This window comes from Streptomyces venezuelae, from assembly GCF_008642375.1.
Taxonomy (GTDB): domain Bacteria; phylum Actinomycetota; class Actinomycetes; order Streptomycetales; family Streptomycetaceae; genus Streptomyces; species Streptomyces venezuelae_G.
Window position 1 is genome coordinate 812188 of record NZ_CP029194.1, and the last position, 25373, is coordinate 837560.

Consider the following 25373-nt stretch of genomic DNA (forward strand, 5'->3'; position numbering starts at 1 on the left):
CAGTGGGGTCGGTCGTCGGAGAGGTCGGCCGTCAGCGACTTCGTCAGCGGCTTCGGCCGGCGGACCGGTTCAGTCGGTCGACGGGTCCAACTCGCCGTCGATGAGGGCGAAGAGGTCGTCGGTGGTCGCGTCCGCGAGGCGTGCGGCGAGGTCGCCGTCGTCCTCCGGCAGGCCGGTCGGGGAGGTCGGGTCGGGGGTGCCGCTCGGCCACCCCTCGCCCGTGAGCCGGACGAGGAGCCCCTGGAGTCGCGCCGCGACGGTCGCGCGGAGCGCACCGTCGCCGGCCATGTCCGGCAGCGCCGATTCCAGGTGGTCGAGGCCGGCCAGGGTCGAGCGGACGTTCGCCTCCTCCTGTACGGCCGCGAGATGGACGAGGAGGTGGCCGGTGAGCGCGTCGGGTGTCGGGTGGTCGAAGACCAGCGTCGCGGGGAGTTCGGCACCGATGGCCCTGCCGAGGCGGTTGCGCAGGTCGACGGCGATCAGCGAATCGAAGCCGAGGTCCTGGAAGGCCCGCTCGGGCTCGATGGCGAACGGGTCGAAGTGACCGAGAACCGTGGCCACTTCACCCCTGACGAGATCGAGCAGCGCCTCGCGCCGCGCTTCCCGGGGCATGGCCGCGAGGAGCTCGGCGAACGGCTCGGTCGCCCCGGAAGCGGCGCTCCCGGTGGTCGTGGTCGCTGTCGCCGTCTCGACAGCGGCGGTCCCGATGACGCGCCGGACGGGTCCGGCCGGGTCTACCGACCGCTCCTCCCCCGCGGGGTCCACCGGAGCGAACTCCTCCATCGGGACCTCCCGATAGCCGAGCGACTCGACCGTGATCACGGGTCGGCCCGTGGCGTCCGTGAGCCGGACGGAGGCGGTCGACTCCCCTGTCTCCGCCAGGAGTACGCGGGCCGTCTCCGCGCCGGTGGCGTGGAGCCGAACCCCCCGCCACTCCGCCGGTACGAGTACGGAACCGGCGTCGCCGGCCGGGAACGGGTGACCGAGAACGGCCGCGTCGAGGAGGGTCGGATGCAGACCGAACCGTGATACGTCCGCGCGGAGTTCCTCCGGTACGCGAACCTCGGGTGCGTTCCGTACGGTCTCCTCGTCACCGGAATCCGACACCGCGCACCCGCCCTCCTCGCCCTCCTCGTCCCGCTCATCCGCGCCGGCCCCTCCTCCGGCAAGAAGCCCCTCGGCGTGCAGGGCCCAGGCGGCGCCAGGACGGTCGGGGCGCGCGTGGACGGCCAGGGAGCGCCGACCGGAAGCGTCCGGGGCCCCCACCCTCACCTGTGTCTCTACCGCGCCGTCGCGGGGTATCGCGAGCGGCGCGCGCAGGGACAGTTCGTCCAGTACCGTCGCGCCGGTCGCGTCACCCGCTCGAACAGCCATGTCGACGAGCGTGGAAGCGGACAGGACGACGGTGTCCTGCACCGCATGTCCGGCCAGCCAGGGGTGGGTGGCCAGGGAGACGCGGCCGCTGAACACGGTCTCCCCGGAGCCCGCGAGGGCGACGGGCCCGCCGAGGAACGGGTGAGCTCCCGGGTCCGCCTCGGGGCCGGCGGGCTGGGAGCCGACAGTCCCGGCTCCGGACCCGGCCCCGGACCTTGCCGGACCGGAGTCCAGCCAGTGGCGCCGGTGCCGGAAGGAGTACGTGGGCAGGTCGACGTGCAGGTGGTCGCGGCCGTCTCCGAAGAACGCGGACCAGTCGACCCGTACACCACGGGTGTGGAGCAGTCCCAGCGCGGCGAGCAGGGTCTCGGCCTCGGGCCGCCCCCGGCGCAGCGCCGGCACGACCGTCATCGCCGGCACCGCCGTCGTTGCAGTCATCGCCGTCGTTGCGGTCATCGCCGTCGTGGCGCCCTCCGGCCGTATGCCGTCGGTCATCGCGGTCAGTGCGCCGTCGGGCCCCAGTTCCAGCAGCGTGGTGACGCCCAGATCGGCGAGGGTCGCGACGGCGTCGCCGTACCTGACCGCGCCCCGCACCTGGTTCGTCCAGTACGCGGCCGTGCGCAGGTCGTCTCCGGTGGCGAGCCGGCCGGTCAGCGTCGACACCACCGGGATCCGCGGTTCGTGGTAGGTGAGGCCCTCCGCGACCTGCTGGAACGCGTCGAGCATGCCGTCCATGTGCGGCGAGTGGAATGCATGACTGACCGTCAGGGGGCGTGTGCGGTGTCCGAGTTCCTCCAGCCGTCCGGCGATCTCGGCCACCGCGTCGGCATCTCCCGAGATCACGACGGACGCGGGACCGTTGACGGCCGCGATCCCCACCTGGTGCTCGCGCCCCGCGAGCAGTCCGGCGACTTCGTCCTCGCCGGCGCGTACCGCGAGCATCGACCCGCCGCCGGGCAGATCCTGCATCAGGCGGGCCCTGGACGCCACGAGGAGACACGCGTCCTTGAGGGAGAGGACTCCGGCGACGTGGGCGGCGGCGAGTTCGCCGATGGAGTGACCGGCGACGAAGTCCGGTGTCACACCCCACGACTCCAGGAGACGGAAATGCGCGACCTCTACGGCGAACAGGGCGGGCTGGGTGTAGCCGGTCAGGTCCAGCTCGTCACCGGCCGCGATCACCTCCCGCACGGGACGCGCCAGATGGCCGTCCAACTCCGCCGCCACCGCGTCGAACGCCCGCGCGAAAGCAGGGAAGGACTCGTACAGCCCCTGACCCATCCCGACCCGCTGCGCACCCTGCCCCGTGAAGACGAATCCGGTGGGTACCGACTCCCTTGCGGTGCCTCGGACGACGCCGGGCCCCTCGGCGCCGGCCGCGAGGGCACGCAGCCCGGCGACGATCGCCTCCCGGTCGCCGCCGACGACCACGGCCCGGTGCTCGAACACCGAGCGGTCCGTCGCCAGCGACCGGCCCACATGCTCCAAGGGGGCCGCATCGGCCTCGGCGAAGGCGACGAGGCGTGCCGCCTGCGCCTCCAGCGCCTCACCGGTCCTCCCCGAGAGCAGCCAGGGAACGGCCGGGAACGTGGAGGCCGGTGCGACGACGACCTCGTCGCCGTCCCCCTCCGACGCGAGTACGGGCACGGGCCGCGGTGCCTGCTCGATGATGACGTGCGCGTTGGTTCCGCTGATCCCGAAGGAGGAGACCGCTGCCCGGCGCGGACGTCCGGTCTCCGGCCATGCCCGCTCCTCCGTGAGAAGGGATACGGCACCTGCCTCCCAGTCCACGTGCGGCGAGGGCTCGTCCACGTGCAGGGTCTTCGCAAGAACGCCGTGGCGCATCGACTCGATCATCTTGATCACGCCACCCACACCCGCAGCGGCCTGCGCGTGGCCGATGTTCGACTTCAACGACCCGAGATACAAAGGCCGTTCGTCCGACCGGTCCTGGCCGTACGTCGCCAGCAGCGCCTGCGCCTCGATCGGGTCACCCAACCGCGTACCCGTCCCGTGCGCCTCCACCGCGTCGACGTCAGAGGCCGACAGACCCGCATTGGCGAGCGCCTGACGGATCACCCGCTCCTGCGCAGGACCATTCGGCGCCGTCAGACCATTGGAGGCACCGTCCTGGTTCACCGCCGAACCACGAAGCACCGCCAGGACCCGGTGGCCGTTCCGCTCCGCGTCCGAAAGACGCTCCACCAGCAGCAGACCCACGCCTTCTCCCCAGCCCGTGCCGTCCGCAGAAGCCGCGAACGGCTTGCACCGGCCGTCGGTCGAAAGGCCGCGCTGCCGCGAGAACTCGACGAACGTGAGGGGCGAGGACATGACGGTGACACCGCCGGCGAGCGCGAGGTCGCACTCGCCCCGCCGGAGCGCGTGCGCCGCCGTGTGGAGCGCCACCAGCGACGACGAACACGCCGTGTCGACGGTGATCGCGGGCCCTTCGAGGCCGAGCGCGTACGAGACGCGGCCGGAGGCCACGCTGCCCGCGATGCCGGCGGCGAGGTAGCCCTCCAGATCGTCCGGGATGTTCTGCGCGCCGACGCCGTAGTCGTGGTACATCACGCCCGCGAACACCCCGGTCCGGCTTCCGCGCAGGGTGGCGGGCACGATGCCGGCGCTCTCCACGGCCTCCCACGCGGTCTCCAGGAGGAGCCGCTGCTGCGGGTCCGTGGCGAGCGCCTCGCGCGGGGACATCCCGAAGAAGTCCGCGTCGAAGCCGTCGGCCTCGTGGAGGAAGCCGCCGTGCCGGACGTACGACGTACCGATCCGCTCGGGATCCGGATCGTAGAGGTTGTCGAGGTCCCAGCCCCGGTTGACCGGGAACTCGCTGATCGCGTCCGTCCCCTCCGCGACCAGACGCCACAGATCCTGCGGCGACGACACCCCACCCGGATACCGGCACGCCATCCCCACGATCGCGATCGGATCGTCGGCGGTGGCGGCGTCAGGGGCGGAATCGCCCCGCTCGGCAGATACGGCCTGCACCTTGTCGTCCGCGTCGGAGAACTCTCCGACGAGGTGGGTGGCGAGGGCGGCGGGTGAGGGGTGGTCGAAGACGAGGGTGGTGGGGAGGCGAAGGCCGGTGGCGGTGTTGAGACGGTTACGGAGCTCCACCGCCGTCAGCGAGTCGAAGCCCAGCTCCTGGAACGCCCGCTCCGCCTCCACCGCACCCTGATCCGTATGACCGAGTACACCGGCGACCACCCCCCGCACCAGGTCCAGGAGCACGCGCTCCCGGTCGGGCCGGTCCAGTCCCGCCAGGCGCTCCGGCAGAGCCGGGGCTCCGCTTGCGGGGGCGGTGCCGGCCGCCGCCCGGCGCGGTGCCGGGGGCACCAGGCCCCGCAGGATCGCGGACAACGACTCGCTCCCCTGCGCCCGCAGAGCAGCCGTGTCCATCCGCGTCACCGCGAAGACGGCATCCGCAGCACCCGGCGACGTGGCCGCATCGAAGAGCTCCATCGCGTCCTGCGACTCCAGCGGAAGCAGGCCCGAACGCGCCAGGCGCTTCAGATCCGCCTCACCCAGATGCCCCGACAGCGCACTCGACTCCGCCCACAGACCCCACGCCAACGACACACCCGCGAGGCCGGAAGCCCTCCGGTGCTCCATCAACGCATCGAGGAAGGTGTTGCCGGCCGCGTAGTTCGCCTGACCCGCCGTGCCCAGAAGACCCGCGAGCGAGGAATAGACCACGAACGCATCCAGCGACACGTCCTTCGTCAGCTCATGCAGGTTCCACACGGCATCGACCTTCGGACGTAGTACCGCGTCCAACCGGTCAGCGGTCAGCGCCTCCACGGTCGCGTCGTCCGACACACCCGCCGTGTGCACCACGGCCGACAGAGGGCTCTCGGCCGGAATCGCAGCGATGACCTCCCCTAGCGCGGCACGATCCGCCACGTCGACAGCCGCGAACACCACCTCCGCACCCTCAGCCGCCAGCTCCTCCGCCAACTCCGCAGCCCCCGGAGCCTCCCACCACGCCGGCTCACCAGAACCAGCCGGCGGGCACCTCGCTCCTGCACGAGGTGGCGGGCCGCCACCGCACCCAGGGCGCCTGTCGCACCGGTGATCAGGACCGTGCCCCGGCCCCAGTCCACGGGCGGCTCGGCCGGTGCGAGATCCGCGCGGACCAGACGCGGCACCAGCACGCGCCCACCCCGCACGGCGACCTGCTCCTCACCCGACGCCAGCACGAGGGCGACGTCCGCCTCGTCCTCCACGTCGGCCAGAACCACCCGGCCCGGATGCTCTGCCTGCACCGAACGCACCAGACCCCACACACCCGCGTGCACGAGATCCGAGACGCCCTCACCCTCGACACCCACACCGCCCTGGGTCACGACCACCAGCCGAGAGGCGGCGGACGACTCGTCCGCCAGGAACTCCTGGACCCGGGCCAGCATGTCCGCCACGGCGCCCCGGGCCGCCTCGGCGAGACCGCTCCCGTCGCCGGCGCCGGGTGTGAGCCGTACGGTCACAGCATCGTTCGCGACGGCAGCTTCCCCGGCCCCCGCGGTCGCCGGAACCGGCCGCCACTCCACCCGGAACAGCCCGTCCCGCGACGACCCCGCCGCACGCAGCGCCTCCCGCGACAGCGGCCTCAGCACCAGCGCATCCACCGACCCCACCGGGCCACCCAGCCCATCGGCAAGGTTCAGGGAGACGGTGTCGGGTCCCGTCGCCGCGAGGCGGACCCGCAGGAACGAGGCCCCGGTCGCGAGGACGTTCACGCCGGACCAGGAGAACGGGAACCCTTCCTGTCCGACCTCGTCGGCGACGCCCGGAAGGAGGGAGTGGAGCGCCGCGTCGAGGAGCGCGGGGTGCACCGCGTACAGCCCCGCGTCCGCCCGCAGCCCCTCCTCCAGAGCCACCTCGGCGAAGAGCTCCCCTTCACCCTTCCACAGTCGCCGCAGCCCCTGGAACGCATCCCCGTACTCGTACCCACGCGCCGCCAACCGGCCGTACACGCCCTCCAGTTCCACCTCGATAGCACCGGCCGGCGGCCACACCGTCAGACCACCACCCGCGCCCCGCTCCACCACCCGGGGCACCACCGAACCACTCGCATGCAGAACCCACGAGCCCTCACCCTCAAGCCGCCCGTACACCTCCACCCCACGACGGCCCGAGGACTCCTCCGCACCCCCCACCACGACCTGCACCTGCACACCACCCCGCTCCGGCAGCACCAGGGAGCAGCCAGCGTCAGCTCCTCCACCTGCCCCGCGCCGACCTGCTCCCCCGCCGCCAGGACGAGTTCCACGAAGGCGGTGCCGGGGAAGGGAACGCTGCCGAGTACGGCGTGGTCGGCGAGCCACGGGTGCGTACGCAGCGAGACGCGGCTGGTGTAGAGGGTCTCCTCGGCCCCCGCGACCGTCACGGCGGCACCGAGCAGCGGGTGCCCGACCGACCCGAGGCCGAGGGCCTCCGCGCCGGTCGCGACGGTGCCGGGCTCCAGCCAGTAACGGTCGGTCCGGAAGGCGTACGTGGGCAGGCCGACCCGCCGGGCGCCGGTCCCCTCGTAGAACGCGGCCCAGTCCACGGGGACGCCCCGGACGTGCAGTCGGCCGAGAGCGGTGATCAGGGTCCGGTCCTCGGGCCGGTCACGGCGCAGGACGGGGACGGCGGCGGCCTCGACTGCGCCGTTCCCCTCGTCCAGGCCGCCCGAGCCGCCCGAGCCGTCTAAGCCGTCCGCGCCATCCGCGCCGCCCAGGCCGTCGATCAGGCTCCCGGCCAGGGCCGTGAGCACGCCGTCCGGGCCGATTTCGACGAAGGTGGTGACGCCCTCGTCGACGAGGGTGGCGACCGCGTCGGCGAAGCGCACGGTGCCCCGGACCTGGTCCGTCCAGTACGCAGGGGTGCGCAGGTCGTCGCCGGCGGCGAGCCGCCCTGTCAGGGTGGAGACGACGGTGATCCGGGGCGCGCCGAAGGTGAGCCGGGAAGCTGCCTCGCCGAACGCGTCGAGCATCCCGTCCATGTGCGGCGAGTGGAAGGCGTGGCTGACGGTGAGCTGTTTGGTCTTACGGCCCTGCTGCTCCAGTTCCGCGGCGATCTCGGCCACCGCGTCGCCGTCCCCGGAGATCACGACCGACGTGGGGCCGTTGAGGGCGGCGATGGCGGCCCGCTTCTCCCGGCCCGCGAGCAGGGCGACGACCTCCTCCTCGCTCGCCTGGACGGCAACCATCGCACCGCCGCCGGGCAGAGCCTGCATCAGGCGGGCCCTGGACGCCACGAGGAGACACGCGTCCTTGAGGGAGAGGACTCCGGCGACGTGGGCGGCGGCGAGTTCGCCGATGGAGTGACCGGCGACGAAGTCCGGTGTCACACCCCACGACTCCAGGAGACGGAAATGCGCGACCTCTACGGCGAACAGGGCGGGCTGGGTGTAGCCGGTCAGGTCCAGCTCGTCACCGGCCGCGATCACCTCCCGCACGGGACGCGCCAGATGGCCGTCCAACTCCGCCGCCACCGCGTCGAACGCCCGCGCGAAAGCAGGGAAGGACTCGTACAGCCCCTGACCCATCCCGACCCGCTGCGCACCCTGCCCCGTGAAGAGGAACGCGGTCCTTCCGCTGCTCCGGACGCCCCGCACGGCGCCCGGAGTCGTCTCGCCTGCTGCCAACATCCGTACTGCCGAAAGCAGTTGTTCTCGATCCCTGCCGGCCACCATCGCTCGGTGTTCGAGCGCGGAGCGGCTCACCGCAAGGGAGTAACCCACGTCGAGCGCGCCCGACGCGCTCGGTCCAGCCGTCTCCAGTGCAGCGGCGAGGCGCGCTGCCTGCTCCCTCAGCGCGTCGGCGCTCTTTCCGGACAGCAGCCACGGCACGGCCGGGAGCGGGGTGACCGGTGCGACGACGGCTTCGTCGCCGTCCCCTTCGGACGTGAGTACGGGCTGCGCTTGCGGTGCCTGCTCGATGATCACGTGCGCGTTGGTGCCGCCGAATCCGAAGGAGGAGACCGCTGCCCGGCGCGGTCGGCCGGTCTCCGGCCATGCCCGCTCCTCCGTGAGGAGCGAGACCGCGCCCGCCTCCCAGTCCACGTGCGGCGAAGCCTCGTCCACGTGCAGGGTCTTCGCAAGAACGCCGTGGCGCATCGACTCGATCATCTTGATCACGCCACCGACACCGGCGGCAGCCTGAGCATGACCGATGTTCGACTTCAACGACCCCAGATACAGCGGCTGTTCGTCCGACCGGTCCTGGCCGTACGTCGCCAGCAGCGCCTGCGCCTCGATCGGGTCACCCAACCGCGTACCCGTCCCGTGCGCCTCCACCGCGTCGACGTCAGAGGCCGACAGACCCGCATTGGCGAGCGCCTGACGGATCACCCGCTCCTGCGCAGGACCGTTCGGCGCCGTGAGGCCGTTGGAAGCACCGTCCTGGTTCACCGCCGAACCGCGAAGCACCGCCAGGACCCGGTGGCCGTTCCGCTCCGCATCCGAAAGACGCTCCACCAGCAGCAGACCCACACCCTCCGCCCAGCCCGTGCCGTCCGCCGACGCGCCGAACGCCTTGCACCGGCCGTCGGCCGCGAGACCCCGCAGGCGGGAGAACTCGACGAAGGCGACCGGGGTCGACATGACCGTCGCTCCGCCGGCGAGCGCGAGGTCGCACTCGCCGCGCCGCAGCGCGTTCGCCGCCAGGTGCAGCGCCACCAGCGATGACGAACACGCCGTGTCCACCGTCACCGCAGGACCCTCAAGGCCGTAGGTGTAAGACAGCCGGCCCGAGGCCACACTGCCCGCGCTGCCGCTGAAGAGGTAGCCCTCGAAGCCCTCGGGGGGCAGGTTGGGCCTGGATCCGTAGTCGTTGTACATGACGCCGGTGAACACGCCGGTGCGGCTGCCGCGCAGGCCCTCCGGGTCGAGTCCCGCGCTCTCGAAGCTCTCCCAAGCCGTCTGGAGGAGGAGCCGCTGCTGCGGATCGGTGGCGAGCGCCTCGCGCGGGGACATCCCGAAGAAGCCCGCGTCGAAGCGGTCCGCCTCGTGGAGGAAGCCGCCTTCACGGCCGTACGACGTACCCGGCCGGTCGGGGTCGGGGTCGTAGAGGTTGTCCAGGTCCCAGCCCCGGTTGACCGGGAACTCGCTGATCGCGTCCGTCCCCTCGGCCACCAGCCGCCACAGGTCCTGCGGCGACGAGACCCCACCGGGATAGCGGCACGCCATCCCGACGATCGCGATGGGCTCCTGGGCCTTGTCCTCCACCTCGCGCAGGCGCCTGCGCGCGTCCCGGGCGTCCGCGATCGCCCGCTTGAGGTAGTCGCGGAGTTTGTCCTCGCCCGCCATGGTGTTCTCAGCTCCCCGTTGTGTAGTGCTCGTGCTCGTCGACTGCTGTCCTGCGCTCGTCATGCCTGTCACTCCAGGTCGTCGAAGAGCGCGAAGAGCTCCTCGTCGCTCGCGGTCGTGAGGTCCCGGTCCCGGCCTTCGTCCTCGGCCTGGGCGCCGGCCTCGGGTGCTCCGGCCGCCGCGTCGGCGACGTCGAGGAGCTCCCGCAGCCGGGCGGTGATCCGCCCGTGCGCGGCGCCGTCCGTGGCCACGGCCCCGATCGCCGCCTTGAGCCTGGCCAGCTCCGTCAGGACGGGCTCCTCCGGCGCGATCTCGTCGTGGGAGAGGAGGTCGAGGAGGTGGGTGGCGAGGGCGGCGGGTGAGGGGTGGTCGAAGACGAGGGTGGTGGGGAGGCGAAGGCCGGTGGCGGTGTTGAGACGGTTACGGAGCTCCACCGCCGTCAGCGAGTCGAAGCCCAGCTCCTGGAACGCCCGCTCCGCCTCCACCGCACCCTGATCCGTATGACCCAGGACCCCCGCGACCTGCTCGCGTACGAGGTCGGTCAGGATCCGTTCCCGCTCGGCGCGGCCGAGGCCGGCCAGGCGCTCCGGCAGAGCCGGGGCTCCGCTTGCGGGGGCGGTGCCGGCCGCCGCCCGGCGCGGTGCCGGGGGCACCAGGCCCCGCAGGATCGCGGACAACGACTCGCTCCCCTGCGCCCGCAGAGCAGCCGTGTCCATCCGCGTCACCGCGAAGACGGCATCCGCAGCACCCGGCGACGTGGCCGCATCGAAGAGCTCCATCGCGTCCTGCGACTCCAGCGGAAGCAGGCCCGAACGCGCCAGGCGCTTCAGATCCGCCTCACCCAGATGCCCCGACAGCGCACTCGACTCCGCCCACAGACCCCACGCCAACGACACACCCGCGAGGCCGGAAGCCCTCCGGTGCTCCATCAACGCATCGAGGAAGGTGTTGCCGGCCGCGTAGTTCGCCTGACCCGCCGTGCCCAGAAGACCCGCGAGCGAGGAATAGACCACGAACGCATCCAGCGACACGTCCTTCGTCAGCTCATGCAGGTTCCACACGGCATCGACCTTGGGTCGCAACACCGCATCCAGTCGCTCATGCGTCAGCGCTTCGACAGTCGCGTCGTCCGACACACCCGCCGTGTGCACCACAGCCGCCAGAGGACTCCCAGCCGGAATCGCAGCGATGACCTCCGCCAACGCGGCACGATCCGCCACGTCGACAGCCGCGAACACCACCTCCGCACCCTCAGCCGCCAGCTCCTCCGCCAACTCCGCAGCCCCCGGAGCCTCCCCACCACGCCGGCTCACCAGAACCAGCCGGCGGGCACCGTGCCGGGTCACCACATGGCGTGCGGCAAGGCTGCCGAGCGTGCCCGTGGCGCCGGTGACCAGGACCGTGCCCCGGCCCCAGTCCAGGGGCTCCTCCGCAGGCTTGACATCCGCGCGGACCAGACGCGGCACCAGCACCCGGCCGCCCCGCACAGCCGCCTGGTCCTCACCCGACGCCAGCACGAGGGCGACGTCCGCCTCGTCCTCCACGTCGGCCAGAACCACCCGGCCCGGATGCTCTGCCTGCACCGAACGCACCAGACCCCACACACCCGCGTGCACGAGATCCGAGACGCCCCTACCCTCGACGCCCACTGCGCCCTGGGTGACCACCACCAACCGGGACCCGGCACGCTCCCCGTCGGCCAGGAATTCCTGGACCTTCGTCAGTACGCCCGTCACGGCACCCCGAGCCGCCTCGGCCGGTCCACTCCCGGCCGCCGTCCCCGGATCCAGTACCAGCAGCACTGTGTCCGCCTCGTCGGCAGCTTCCCCGGCCCCGGCGGTCGCCGGAACCGGCCGCCACTCCACCCGGAACAGCCCGTCCCGCGACGACCCCGCCGCACGCAGCGCCTCCCGCGACAGCGGCCTCAGCACCAGCGCATCCACCGACCCCACCGGGCCACCCAGCCCATCGGCAAGGGTGAGTGACGCCACGAGGGAGTCCGGGTCGGGGTTGGTCAGGGCGAGCCGTACGCGGAGCACCGAGGCCCCGGTTGCCTGGACGTCCACTCCGGACCAGGAGAAGGGCAGCCATGAGGGGCCCTCTGCCGTGACGACGCCGGGGAGGAGGGAGTGGAGCGCCGCGTCGAGGAGCGCGGGGTGCACCGCGTACAGCCCCGCGTCCGCCCGCAGCCCCTCCTCCAGAGCCACCTCGGCGAAGAGCTCCCCTTCACCCTTCCACAGTCGCCGCAGCCCCTGGAACGCATCCCCGTACTCGTACCCACGCGCCGCCAACCGGCCGTACACGCCCTCCAGTTCCACCTCGATAGCACCGGCCGGCGGCCACACCGTCAGACCACCACCCGCGCCCCACTCCACCACCCGGGGCACCACCGAACCACTCGCATGCAGAACCCACGAGCCCTCACCCTCAAGCCGCCCGTACACCTCCACCCCACGACGGCCCGAGGACTCCTCCGCACCCCCCACCACGACCTGCACCTGCACACCACCCCGCTCCGGCAGCACCAGGGGAGCCGAGAGGAGCAGCTCCTCGACGTGGCCAGCGCCGACCTGTTCCCCTGCCGTGAGCGCGAGTTCCAGCAGGCCCGTGCCGGGCACCAGGACCGAGCCGGCGACCGCGTGGGCCGCGAGCCACGGATGCGTACGCGTGGAGAGGTGTCCCGTGAACAGGTACCCGTCGCGGTCCGCCACGGCGACCTCCGCACCGAGCAGCGGGTGGTCCGCAGCGGCCAGGCCGAGGGCCGTCGCATCGCCCGGCGCCTCCGCCGGCCCCTCCAGCCAGTAGCGCCGGTGCTGGAAGGCGTACGTCGGAAGGTCGACCCGCCGTGCGCCGGGGAACACCGCCGCCCAGTCGGGGCCGGATCCGCGCAGCACCGCGCGGGCCATGGCCGCGCCCACGGTGTGGGGCTCGCTCGCCCCCTTGCGCAGGGCGGACGCGAGCGATCCCGCCTCCTTCGCCAGGCAGTCCTCGACCAGGGCGACGAGAACGCCGTCGGGCCCGAGCTCCAGCCATTCGGTGACGCCCTCGCCCTCCAGGTACCGCACCCCGTCGGCGAAGCGCACGGCCTCGCGGATGTGGCGTGCCCAGTACGCGGGCGAGGTCAGCTGGTCGACGGTGGCGAGGGTCCCGGTGACGTTGGAGACGACCGGGATCGTCGGGGAGCGGAAGGTGAGCCCGGAGACGGCGGTGACGAACTCGTCGACGATCCCGTCCATGTGCGGCGAGTGGAAGGCGTGGCTGACCGGCAGCCGCTTCGTCCGCCTGCCCTGCTCGCGCCAGCGCGCGACCAGCCGCTCGACCGCGTCCTCGTCGCCGGAGACGACGGTGGCGTTCGGGCCGTTGACTCCGGCCACGGCAACCGCATCGTCGAAGGTCGCGAGGGCCTCGCGTACCTCGTCCTCGCTCGCCTGGACCGCGGCCATCGCGCCGCCGGCCCGGGCCGACTGCATCAGGCGGCCGCGGTGGGCGACCAGGACGCACGCGTCCGCCAGATCGAGGACCCCGGCCAGGTGGGCCGCGGTCACTTCGCCGATGGAGTGGCCGATGAGGTAGTCGGGGACGAGGCCGTGGGCCTCGAACAGCCGGAACAGGGAGGTCTCCACGGCGAACAGAGCCGCCTGTGTGAACACCGTACGGTCGATGAGCGCGGCGTCCTCCGACCCCTCGGGGGCGAAGAGAACGTCCTTGAGGGGACGAGGCAGTTGCCCGTCGAGTTGAGCGCAGATCGCGTCGAACGAGGCGGCGAACACCGGTGACCGGTCGTACAGTTCGCGCCCCATGCCCTGACGCTGGGAACCCTGCCCGGTGAGCAGGACTGCCGTCCGGCCCGTGGCCGTGGCCCCGCCCCGGACGACGCCCGACGAATCCTCGCCCCGCGCCAACTCACCGAGTGCAGACAGGAGTTCGTCCCGGTCGGTTCCGACAACGGCGGCCCGGTGGTCGAGCAGGGAGCGCTCCGTGGCCAGCGAGAGGCCGATGTCGGCGGCGCTCGCCTCGGGGTGCTCGATCGCGTAGGCGTGGAGGCGCTCGGCCTGAGCACTCACGGCCCGCTCGTCGTGTCCCGACAGGATCCACGGGAGAGCCACGCCCGAGGCCGGTGTGACGACACCCTCGTCGTCGCCCTCGTCCGCGGGGACGGGCTGCGGTGCCTGCTCGATGATGACGTGCGCGTTGGTGCCGCTGATTCCGAAGGACGAGACGGCGGCCCGGCGGGGACGCCCGGCCTCGGGCCATTCACGCTCCTCCGTGAGGAGGGACACCGCACCGGCTTCCCAGTCCACGTGCGGCGAAGGCTCATCCGCGTGGAGCGTCCTCGGCAGCACGCCGTGGCGCATGGACTCGATCATCTTGATCACGCCACCCACACCCGCAGCGGCCTGCGCGTGGCCGATGTTCGACTTCAACGAGCCCAGATACAGCGGCTGTTCGTCCGACCGGTCCTGGCCGTACGTCGCCAGCAGCGCCTGCGCCTCGATCGGGTCACCCAACCGCGTACCCGTCCCGTGCGCCTCCACCGCATCCACATCCGAAGCCGACAGACCCGCGTTCGCCAGCGCCTGACGGATCACCCGCTCCTGCGCCGGACCGTTCGGCGCCGTCAGACCATTGGAGGCACCGTCCTGATTCACCGCCGAACCGCGAAGCACCGCCAGAACCCGATGCCCGTTCCGCTCCGCATCCGAAAGACGCTCCACGAGGAGCAGCCCCACACCCTCGGCCCAGCCCGTCCCGCCCGCCGCAGCGCCGAAGGAGCGGCAGCGGCCGTCTTCCGAGAGGCCTCGCTGTCGCGAGAACTCGACGAAGACGTGCGGACCCGCCATGACGGTGACTCCGCCGGCGAGCGCGAGGTCGCACTCGCCGCGCCGCAGCGCGTTCGCCGCCAGGTGCAGCGCCACCAGCGACGACGAACACGCCGTGTCCACCGTCACCGCAGGACCCTCAAGGCCGTACGTGTACGACAGCCGGCCGGAGACGACGCTGGAGAGGGTGCCCGCGAGGACGAAGCCCTCGAACTCCGCCGGGGTGGCGGCGAGACGCGACGCGTAGTCGTCGTACATCGCGCCCGTGAAGACGCCGGTGTTGGTGCCTCGCAGGGTCGCCGGGTCGATGCCGGCGCTCTCGAAGCTCTCCCACGCGGTCTCCAGGAGGAGCCGCTGCTGGGGGTCGGTCGCGGTCGCCTCGCGCGGCGACATCCCGAAGAAGTCCGCGTCGAACAGATCCGCCTCGTGGAGGAAACCGCCTTGCCGGACGTACGACGTACCGATCTTCTCGGGGTCGGGGTCGTAGAGGCTCTCCAGATCCCAGCCGCGGTTGACCGGGAATTCGCTGATCGCGTCCGTCCCCTCGGCCACCAGCCGCCACAGGTCCTGCGGCGACGACACCCCGCCCGGGTACCGGCACGCCATGCCCACGATCGCGATCGGATCATCGTCGGTCGCGACGTCACGGACGGAAGCCATCCGCTCGGCCGCGACGGTGTTCGCCGCCGCTTCCTCCTTCAACCCGGGTACCTGGGAGAGGAGATGGGCCGCGAGCGCGGCCGGCGAGGGGTGGTCGAAGACCGTGGTCGCGGGGAGCCGCAGGCCGGTGGCGGCGTTCAGCCGGTTGCGGAGTTCCACGCCGGCCAGGGAGTCGAAGCCGAGGTCCTTGAAGGATCGCTCCGCCCCGACGGCGGCGGAGTCCGCGTGCCCGAGGACGTCCGCGACGACACCCGTCACGAGCGCCACGGCCGTGCTGTGCCGCTCCTCCGGGGACTGCGCGGCGAGCCCGCTCAGCCACCCGCCGGACGTGTCCGCCGACTCGGCGGCCGTCCGCGCGGCACGGCGCGGACGCGCCCGGACGAGCCCGCGCCACAGTGCCGGAGGCTGTCCGTCCGTACCCCGGTGGGCGGTGGGGCGGAGTCCGGCGGGTACGAGGAGGGCGTCGTCCCGGGAGACTGCGGCGTCGAAGAGCGCGAGGCCCTGCTCCGGGGTGAGCGGGTCGATTCCGGCGCGGCTCCAGCGGGCGAGGTCGCCGGCACCGAGCGTGCCGCCCATGCCGTACGCACCGTCCCAGAGGCCCCAGGCCAGGGACGTGGCGGCCAGGCCCGTGGCCGCGCGGTGGGCGGCGAGGGCGTCGAGGGCCGTGTTGGCCGCCGCGTAGTTGGCCTGGCCGGCGGTGCCGACGATGCCGGAGACGGAGGAGAAGAGGACGAAGGCGTCGAGCCGCAGGTCCTTCGTCAGGTCGTGCAGGTGCCACGCGGCGTCGACCTTCGGGCGCAGTACCGCGTCCAGCCGTTCCGGCGTGAGCGCCTCCACCGTCGCGTCGTCGACGACACCCGCCGTGTGCACCACCGCCGTCAGCGGACGGTCGGCGGGCACGGCGGCGATCACCTGTGCCAGGCCCTCGCGGTCGGCCACGTCGGCGGCGGCGAACGCCACCTCCGCACCGAGCCCGGTGAGGTCCGCGCCCAGTTCGGCCGCGCCCGGGGCGTCGGCCCCGCGACGGCTCACGAGCATCAGCCTGCGCACTCCGTGACGCGCCACGAGGTGGCGCGCGACGAGCGCTCCGAGGCCTCCCGTGCCCCCGGTGACGAGGACGGTGCCGTCGGGGCCGAAGCGGTCGACGCCGCCGGCGGTGTCCTCGCCCGAGGGGGCGGCGGTACGGGCACGGGCCAGCCTCGGCGCGAGCAGTCGGCCGTCCCGTACCGCGAGCTGCGGCTCGTCCCCGGCGGCGGCCGCGCGGATCAGCACCTCGGCTCCTTCGCCCTCGCCCTCGCCCTCGCGTCCGCGTCCGCCTTCGGCGTCGGCGTCGGCTTCGGCTTCGGCTTCGGCTTCGCCCAGGTCGAGGAGGACCAGACGCCCCGGGTTCTCGGACTGGGCGGAGCGGACGAGGCCCCACAGAGGGGCGGTGGCGAGGGAGGTGACGTCCTCGCCGGGGAGCGCGGCGACCGCGCCCCGGGTGACGCACACCAGCCGCGATCCGTCGAAGAGCGGCTCCGACAGGAACTCGCGGACGATGCCGAGGGCGCGCCGGACGGCGGCGTGCGCGGCGGCTGACGGGTCGCCGTCGTGCGCCCAGCGGTCGGCCCGGAGGACGACGTCCGTCGCGGCGAGCTCTACGAGGTCACCGAGGCCGCCAAGGTCGGCAAGGTCTTCGACTTCCACCGCTCCGCGCCCTGCGGGCTCGGGGGTACCGGTCTCCGTCCACGCGACCGTGAACAGGGCGTCGTCGACGCGCCCGGCGGTCGTGCCGAGTCGGTCCTTCTCGACCGCGCGCAGGGTCAGGGACTCCACGGTGGCCACGGGTGCGCCGGTGGTGTCGGTGAGGCGGAGCGTGACCGTGTCCGGGCCGGTGGGTGTGATCCGTACGCGCAGCGTGGTGGCGCCTTCGGCGTGCAGGGTCACCCCTGCCCACGCGAACGGCAGCCGTATCCGGTCGGTCGCGACAGCGTCGGCGTCGGCACCGGCGCTGCTCCCCAGGACGATCGGGTGGAGCGCCGCGTCGAGCAGCGCCGGGTGGACGCCGAAGAGTCCCGCGCTCTCGTGCTGCGCCGCGGGAAGCCGGATCTCGGCGAGCGTGTCCGCGCCGTCGCGCCACAGCCCCGTCAGGCCCTGGAAGGCCGGGCCGTAGCCGTAGCCGAGCTCCGCGAGACGGTCGTAGACGCCGTCGAGGGGCGTGGCGGTCGCCGTCGCGGGCGGCCAGGCCGCGGAACCGTCCCCGGCGGTGAGGGGGTGGTCCGTCTCCGTGGCCTGGTCGCCTTCGCCGAGTACGCCGGAGACATGGCGGGTCCACTCCCGGGGCGCGTCGTCACCGGTGGCCGCTCCGTCGGAGTCGGGGCTGCTGTACACGCCGAACGTGCGCCCGGCCGGCGACTCGGCGTCGCCGCTCACACCGACCTGGATGCGGACGGCGCCCCGCTCGGGCAGGACGAGCGGCGCTTCGAGGGTGAGTTCCTCGACCCGGGCCGCCCCGACGTGGTCGCCCGCCGCGAGGGCGAGCTCCAGGAAGGCGGTGGCCGGCAGCAGGACGGCGCCGTCGACCACGTGGTCGGCCAGCCAGGGCTGCTCGGCCAGGGAGAGACGGCCGGTCAGCAGCACGCCGTCGCCGCCCGCGACCTCGACCGTGGTCGTCAGCAGCGGGTGGCGCGCCGGGTCGAAGCCGAGGGCGCGGGCGTCCGTTCGGGCCTCGGGCGTCAGCCAGTAGTGCGCGCGCCGGAAGGCGTACGTGGGCAGTTCCGTGCGGCGTCCGTCCGGGAAGAACGACGCCCGGTCCAGGGGTGCGCCGTGGACATGGGCGGTCGCGAGACCGGCGGCGAGGGTCTCGGCCTCGGGGCGACCCGCGCGCAGCAGCGGGACGACCGTCACGTCCCGGGCGTCCGGGGCACCGAGGGCGTGTCCCGAGTCCTCCGGCTGTGCGAGGGCGTCCTCGGCGAGTGCCGTGAGGACGGCGTCGGGGCCGATCTCGACGAGGACGGTCGCGTCCTGGGCGGCCAGGGTGCGGACGGCGTCCAGGAAGCGCACCGGCCGCCGGATCTGGTCGACCCAGTACGCGGGCGAGGTGAGCTCGCCGGACGTGACGAGCGTGCCGGTGACCGTGGAGACGACGGGGATCCGCGGCTCCTCGAAGGTCAGGTCCTCGGTGACCCCAAGGAACTCGTCGAGGACGTCGTCCATGTGCGGGGAGTGGAAGGCGTGGCTGACGCGCAGCCGGCGGGTGCGTCGGCCGCGTCCGGCCCAATCGGCGCGGATCTCCTCGGCGGCGTCGGCGTCGCCGGAGACGACCACGGCGGCGGGCCCGTTGACGGCGGCGACGGCGACCCTGCCCTCGTAACCCTTCAGGGACTCGACGACCTCGGCTTCAGCCGCCTGCACGGCGATCATCGCGCCGCCGTCGCGGGCGGACTGCATGAGCCGGCCGCGGGCGGTGACGAGCCGTGCGGCGTCGTCGAGGGAGAGGACGCCGGCGACGTGGGCGGCGGCGATCTCGCCGACGGAGTGGCCGGTGAGCAGGTCGGGGGCCAGGCCGTGGTGTTCGAGGAGGCGGAACAGCGCCACCTCGAAGGCGAAGAGGGCGGGCTGGGTGTACGCGGTGAGGTCCAGCTCCTCGCCGGCGGCGACGATCTCCCGCAGAGGCCGGTCGAGGTGCCGGTCGAGAGCCGCGTACACGGTGTCGAGGGCTGCGGCGAACACGGGTTGCGCGGCGCGCAGTTCCTCGCCCATGGCGGCGCGCTGGGCGCCCTGGCCCGTGAAGAGGAAGGCCGTGCGTCCGGCCCTGGCCGCGCCTCCGGTGACCAGGCCCGTGGCCTGCTCCCCGTGGCCGAGGGCGTCGAGCCCGGCGAGCAGCTCGTCCCTGGATGAGGTGGTGAGCGCGGCCCTGTGCTCGAAGGCGGTACGGGCGGCGAGCGACCGGCCGAGGTCGGCCACGGTGACGTCCGGCCGGGCGTCGAGGAAGGTCCGCAGCCGGCCGGCCTGGGCGCGCAGGGCGTCGGCGTCGCGCGCGGAGACGACGACGGGGGCGCGTACGGGCTCGGGGGTGGTGGCGGAGGGGGAGTCCGCGGTCTCCGGCGCCTGTTCGACCACGACGTGCGCGTTGGTGCCGCTGATGCCGAAGGAGGAGATCGCCGCGCGGCGCGGGCGGCCCGTCTCGGGCCACTCCCGCTGCTCGGTGAGGAGCTCGACGTCGCCCGCCTCCCAGTCGACACGGGTGGTGGGCCGGTCCACGTGGAGCGTCCTGGGCAGCCGGCCGTGGCGCATGGCGAGCACCATCTTGATGAGCCCGCCCACGCCCGCGGCGGCCTGCGCGTGGCCGATGTTGGACTTCAGCGAGCCGAGCTGGAGCGGTGCACCCTCGCCCCGGTCCCGGCCGTACGTGCCGAGGATCGCCTCGGCCTCGATGGGGTCGCCGAGCCGGGTGCCCGTGCCGTGCGCCTCGACGGCGTCGATGTCGGCGGGGGTGAGACCGGCGTCGGCCAGGGCCTGCCGGATGACGCGCTGCTGGGACGGGCCGTTGGGGGCGGTGAGGCCGTTGGAGGCGCCGTCCTGGTTGACGGCGCTGCCCCGGATCACGGCGAGGACGGGGTGGCCGTTGCGCTCGGCGTCCGAGAGCCGCTCGACGACGAGGAGGCCGACGCCCTCGGCCCAGGAGGTGCCGTCCGCGGAGTCGGCGAACGCCTTGGAGCGGCCGTCGGCGGCGAGGCCGCGCTGGCGCGAGAACTCGACGAACATCCCCGGTGTCGACATGACGGTCGCTCCGCCGGCGAGCGCGAGGCTCGACTCGCCCTGCCGCAGCGAACGGACGGCCAGGTGCAGTGCGACGAGGGAGGACGAGCAGGCCGTGTCGACGGTGACCGCCGGTCCGGCGAGGCCGAGCTGGTAGGCGATGCGGCCCGACATCACGCTGGGCGTGGTGCCGGTCAGGAGGTGGCCCTCGACGCCCTCGGCACCCTCGTGCATGCGGGGGCCGTAGTCCAGGCCGGTGGCTCCGACGAAGACGGCCGTCCGGCTGCCCTTGAGGCCCTCGGGATCGAGTCCGGCGCGCTCGACGGCCTCCCACGCCGTCTCCAGGAGCAGCCGCTGCTGCGGGTCCATGCCGAGGGCCTCGCGGGGCGAGATTCCGAAGAAGCCGGCGTCGAACAGGGCGGCGTCGTGCAGGAATCCGCCCTCGCGGACCGAGCTCTTGCCGCTGCGGTCGGGGTCGGGGTCGAAGAGGTCCTCGTCCCAGCCCCGGTCGGTGGGCAGCCCCGAGACGGCGTCGCGCCCCTCGGAGACGAGCCGCCACAGGTCTTCGGGGGACGTGACGCCGCCGGGGTAGCGGCAGGCCATGCCGATGATCGCGATGGGCTCGGCGGTGTCCGCCGGGGTCGCGGGCGGTGCCCCGTCGGCCGCGCCGGTCTCGCCGCTCCCGCCGGTGAGCAGGTCGCCCAGGTGGGCTGCGAGGGCGCGCGGCGTCGGGTGGTCGAAGAGGAGTCCGCTGGGCAGGCGCAGTCCCGTGTCGTCGGCGAGCGCGTTCCGCAGCTCGACCGACATGAGGGAGTCGAAGCCCAACTCCTTGAAGCTGAAGTCGAGTTCGACGCGGGTCGGGTCGTCGTACTCGAGGACGGCGGCGACGTGTGCGCGTACGCGCTCGGTCGTCTCGTGGCGGGCGAGCCGATCGCCGCCGCCCACGCCCTTGCCGCCGTCGGCTCCCGGACCCGCTTCGGTGCCGGTGCCGGTGGTGGCCGGTCGGCCCGCCGTGAGCGGCGCCGCCGTCCGCGCGGTCCCGTCGAACCAGTGGCGCTCGCGCTGGAAGGCGTACGTCGGCAGGGTCACCCTCACCGTGCCGCCGCTCCCGTGGGCGGCGGTCCAGTCGACGTCGTGGCCCCGGACGAAGACGGTGGCGAGAGCGGCGAGCAGCGACTGGGGCTCCGGGCGGCCCTTGCGGAGGGCGGAGACCGTCGTGGCGGCCTCCTGGTCGCGCACGGAGTCCGCCGCCATCGCGGAGCAGACGCCGTCGGGACCGAGCTCCAGGAAGGTGTCGGCGCCCGACTCCTCCAGGGTGCGTACGGCGTCGAGGAACCGCACGGGCCTGCGGACCTGGTCCACCCAGTACTCGGGATCGGTCCATTGGCCGGCCGTGACGGGCAGGCCCGTCACCGTGGACACCACGTTGACGCGGGGCTCCCGGAAGTCGAGCTCTTCGACGACCCGGCGGAAGTCGTCGAGCATCGGCTCCATGAGCGGCGAGTGGAAGGCGTGCGAGACGCTGAGCCGCTTCGTCCGGCGGCCCTGTTCGCGGAGGAGCTCGGCGACGTCGAGGACGGCTCGCTCGGCACCCGCGAGGACCACCGCGCGCGGGCCGTTCACGGCCGCGAGGGAGAGCTCCCGCTCGCGTCCGGCGAGGTGCGGCAGTACTTCCTGCTCGCTCGCCTCGACCGCGACCATCGCGCCGCCCCCGGGCAGCGCCTGCATGAGGCGGCCGCGCGCGGCGACGAGGCGTGCGGCGTCGCCGAGCGAGAGGACCCCGGCCACGTGGGCGGCGCTGATCTCGCCGACGGAGTGGCCGGCGAGCACGTCGGGCGTGACGCCCCAGGACTCCACGAGGCGGTGGAGGGCGACCTCCACGGCGAAGAGCGCGGGCTGGGTGTGGACGGTCCGGTCGAGGGTGTCTCCCGCCTCGACCAGTTGGGCGAGGGGCCGGTCGAGGAGGGGGTCCAGCTCGGCGGCGACGGCGTCGAAGGCTGCCGCGAAGGCCGGGTGGGCTGCGTACAGCTCCCTTCCCATGCCCGTACGTTGGGCACCCTGACCGCTGAACAGGACGGCCAGGCGCCCGGGGGCGGGGGTCCCGGTGACGACAGCGGGCGCGGGCGTCCCCGCGGCGAGGGCGCCGAGGCCGTCGAGGAGGCGGGCGCGGTCCTGGGCGAGGACGACCGACCGGTGTGTGAAGACCGTACGGGTGGTCACAAGCGACCGGGCGAGTGCGGCGGGCGCGAGCTCCGGGTCCGCTTCGACGGCCTCGTACAGGCGCCGGGCCTGGGCGCGCAGGGCCTCGCCGCCGCGGCCGGTGACGACGAAGGGCAGGGTGGCCCCGTCGCCGGCGGGAGCCGCGGGGGTCTCGCCGGGACCGGGCCGGCGGCGGTCCCGGGCGGGGCCTTCGCTGAGGACGACGTGCGCGTTGGTGCCGCCCATGCCGAACGAGCTGACGCCTGCGAGGAGTTCGCGGTCCGGGTGCGGCCACTCCCGCAGTCCGGCGGGCACGTCGAGCCCGAGGGTGTCGAGCGGGATGTCCGGGTGGGGCGTACGGAAGTTGAGGCTTGCCGGGATGCTGCGCCGGCCGAGCGCGAGGAGCGTCTTGATGAGGCCGACGATTCCGGCGGCGCCTTCGAGGTGCCCGACGTTCGTCTTGGCCGAGCCGACGAGCAGGGGTTCGTCCGCCGGGCGCGCCGCGCCGAGGACCGCGCCGAGCGCGGCCGCCTCGATGGGATCGCCGACGGGGGTTCCGGTGCCGTGGAGTTCGACGTACTGGACGGCGGCCGGGTCCACGGCCGCCTTGCGGTACGCCTCGCGCAGCACCTGCTCCTGGGCGGTCCTGCTGGGCACGGTGAGACCCGGGGTGGCGCCGTCGTTGTTCACGGCGCTGGCGCGGATGACGCCGTGGACACGGTCGCCGTCGGCGATTGCGAGGGCGAGGGGCTTGAGGACGACGACTCCGCCGCCCTCGCCCCGGACGAACCCGTTGGCCCGCGCGTCGAAGGTGTAGGCGGTGCCGTCCGGGGACAGGCCGCCGAAACGCTCCTCGGTGACGGCGCTCTCCGCGAGGATGTTGAGGTTCACGCCGGCGACGAGCGCCGTCGTGGACTCGCCCGCCCGCAGGGATTCGCAGGCGAGGTGCACGGCGACGAGCGAGGACGACTGCGCGGCGTCGACGGTGAGGCTGGGGCCGTGCAGGCCGAGGTGGTACGAGACGCGGTTGGCGATGACGCCCCGGTTCACGCCCGCCATGGTGTGCTGGGTGATGGCCTGCTCGCCGTGCTGGTAGAGGAGGCTCGCGTAGTCGTCCCTGAGGGTGCCGACGAAGACGGCGGTGCGGCTTCCGGCGAGGGTGCCGGGGACGATTCCGGCGTCCTCCAGTGCCTCCCAGGCGAGTTCGAGGACCAGTCGCTGCTGCGGGTCCATGGCGGCGGCCTCGCGGGGCGAGATCCCGAAGAAGGCCGCGTCGAAGAGGTCGAGGGAGTCGAGGAAGCCGCCCCGGCGGACACCGGCCCCGTCCGCACCCGTGGTCTCCGGCAGCGGCGCGCCCGTCTCCGGCCCCGCTCCCTCCTCGCCCTCCGCGCGCCCTGCTCCCTCCTCATCCTCCGCGCGCCCTGTTCCCTCTGCGCGCCCTGCCCCCACCGCTCCCCCGAGCGCCGACTCCCACCGGCCTGAGGGCACGTCGGTGACGGCGCTCTCGCCGTTCCGCAGCAGCTCCCAGAAGGCGGCCGGGTTCGCGGCTCTCGGCAGGCGGCAGGACATGCCGACGACGGCGATGGCCTCGTTCATCGGACGGGTCGCCTCGCCGGACGGGCGGGCCTCGTCGGCCGTCGCGGGAATCCCGTCGTTCGTCGTCACGCCTGGCCGCCTCTTCGTCACTGAATCCCCCAACGGACTTTCCCAACTGCTGCCGCTTTTCCGCCCCCGCGGATCGGCACGGGTTTTGTTGACGTCAACGACCATACAGATGTGCGGAATAGGTTCTGCAAATGCTTGGTAACTCGGCTCGGACCTGGGGAAGCCACTCACCGCCGAGTCACTCATGGGCGGTCGATTACCCCTCGCTGAACCCCTCGTGAGGTCACCGGAGATAGCCTTCGAGCGCCAGTGGAATTAGCCGTGCACTTCACATGGAAAGCGGGCACGAATTCGCTATGACGAGCATTGTCGACAACTTCGCTCTCACCGACGACGCGACCAAGCAGACCGAGCTCTACGTCCGGGCCTTCAACTCGGGCGACCCTGATCTCGTCAATCTGCTCTACACGGAGACGGCGGTCTCCGCCTGGGAGGCGGACAAGCCGCTCACCGGCCGGGCGCGGAAGGACGCGCTCGCGGAGTTCCTCTCCCTCGGCCCGAAGATGACGGCCACCCTCCGCCACTCCTACGTGGCCGGCGACGCCGCGCTCCTGGTCGTGGACTGGCGGATAGACGTCACGGGCGCCGACGGCGTCGCGGAGGTCCACGAGGGCGTGGGCAACGACGTCCTGCGGCTCGGCGCGGACGGCAAGTGGCGCTTCGCCATCGACTACCCGAACGGCAGCTGACAGCGCAAAAGGAACAGGGGCCCTGCTTCCGGTCGACCGGAAGCAGGGCCCCTGTTCTACGTGCCGCGTTCTTTCGTGCCGTCAGACGCGCACGCCGAGCGCGGCGGTGATCACGTCGCCGATCTCCTCCGTGCGGCCGTCGAGGTAGAAGTGGCCGCCGGGGAAGACCCGCAGATCGGTGTCCGCGTCGGTGAATCCGCTCCAGGCCGCCACCTTGTCGACGGGGGCCACGGGGTCCTCGTCGCCGACGAGCACCGTGATCGGGCAGTCCAGCGGCGGGCCCGGCTCCCAGGCGTACGAGCCGATGGCCCGGTAGTCGGCGCGGAGGGCCGGCAGGGCCATCTCCATCAGCTCCGGGTCGTCCAGGACGCCGACGCCCGTGCCCCCGAGCATCCGGATCGCCGCGATCACGTCGGCGTCGCTCGTCATCCGGTCGGCGGCCTGGGGCCGGGGCTCCGGCGCGGCCCGCCCGGAGAGGAACAGCCGCAGGGGGCCGGGCGCCGAGCGTGCGGCGAGCGTGCGCGCCGTCTCGTAGGCGACGGCCGCGCCCATGCTGTGCCCGAAGAAGGCGTACGGCCGGCCGTCCGCCGGGCCCAGGGCGTCCGCGACGAGTTCGGCGAGCCGGGTGACGGACTCGACCGGTCGCTCACGGTGCCGGTCCTGCCGCCCCGGGTACTGCACGGCCAGCACGTCGACGGCGGGGCTCAGGAGGCGGGAGAGCTGCACGTAGGAGGTGGCGGCGCCGCCCGCGTGCGGGAAACAGACCAGCCGGACCCCTCCCTCCGGTTCCTTCTGCCCCACCCCACCGAATCGCCGAAGCCACGCGATGTCCATCGCTTCCCCCTCCTGTTCTCGCTCGCCCTCGCACGGGCTCCCGTACGGATGTACGTCCATGACTCTGCCGTACTCCTGCCGCTCCCGTACGCCGTA

5 protein-coding genes and 1 pseudogene are annotated in these 25373 nt (G+C 73.3%); 1 reads left to right on the plus strand and 5 read right to left on the minus strand.

Annotated elements, in window-relative coordinates:
• Positions 1–69: 69 nt before the first annotated feature.
• The 4 genes and pseudogenes from DEJ46_RS40695 to DEJ46_RS03675 all read right to left on the minus strand — a co-directional run.
• Positions 70–5319, minus strand: a pseudogene (locus DEJ46_RS40695) (beta-ketoacyl synthase N-terminal-like domain-containing protein); the annotation flags it as partial.
• On the minus strand, positions 5262–6500 hold the full coding sequence (locus DEJ46_RS40700) for a polyketide synthase dehydratase domain-containing protein (protein ID WP_411757711.1): 1239 nt from the start codon (positions 6498–6500) through the stop codon (positions 5262–5264). The pseudogene DEJ46_RS40695 and the gene DEJ46_RS40700, both read right to left, overlap by 58 nt.
• On the minus strand, positions 6398–9742 hold the full coding sequence (locus tag DEJ46_RS40705) for a type I polyketide synthase (RefSeq protein WP_411757712.1): 3345 nt from the start codon (positions 9740–9742) through the stop codon (positions 6398–6400). Before DEJ46_RS40705 ends, DEJ46_RS40700 begins: the two co-directional genes overlap by 103 nt.
• Positions 9739–23685 carry a type I polyketide synthase gene (locus tag DEJ46_RS03675; RefSeq protein ID WP_150274068.1) on the minus strand — a complete coding sequence of 4649 codons (13947 nt, stop codon included), beginning with the start codon at positions 23683–23685 and terminating at the stop codon, positions 9739–9741. Before DEJ46_RS03675 ends, DEJ46_RS40705 begins: the two co-directional genes overlap by 4 nt.
• 365 nt (positions 23686–24050) lie before the next feature.
• Between DEJ46_RS03675 and DEJ46_RS03680 the strand changes: the two genes are divergently transcribed.
• Positions 24051–24443: a YybH family protein gene (locus DEJ46_RS03680; RefSeq protein WP_150264135.1), complete on the plus strand. Its 393-nt coding sequence runs from the start codon at positions 24051–24053 to the stop codon at positions 24441–24443.
• A gap of 81 nt (positions 24444–24524) precedes the next feature.
• On the opposite strand, the gene DEJ46_RS03685 is transcribed toward DEJ46_RS03680, so the two are convergent.
• The gene (locus tag DEJ46_RS03685) at positions 24525–25277 is read right to left on the minus strand and encodes a thioesterase II family protein (protein WP_150264136.1); all 753 of its coding nucleotides are present in this window, start codon (positions 25275–25277) and stop codon (positions 24525–24527) included.
• Positions 25278–25373 lie beyond the last annotated feature (96 nt).

What these genes read in the sequence shown, in the direction of transcription:
- DEJ46_RS03675 (WP_150274068.1), bottom strand. Translation starts at nt 23,685, where the DNA reads ATGAACGAGGCCATCGCCGTCGTCGGCATGTCCTGCCGCCTGCCGAGA.
- DEJ46_RS03680 (WP_150264135.1), top strand. Translation starts at nt 24,051, where the DNA reads ATGACGAGCATTGTCGACAACTTCGCTCTCACCGACGACGCGACCAAG.
- DEJ46_RS03685 (WP_150264136.1), bottom strand. Translation starts at nt 25,277, where the DNA reads ATGGACATCGCGTGGCTTCGGCGATTCGGTGGGGTGGGGCAGAAGGAA.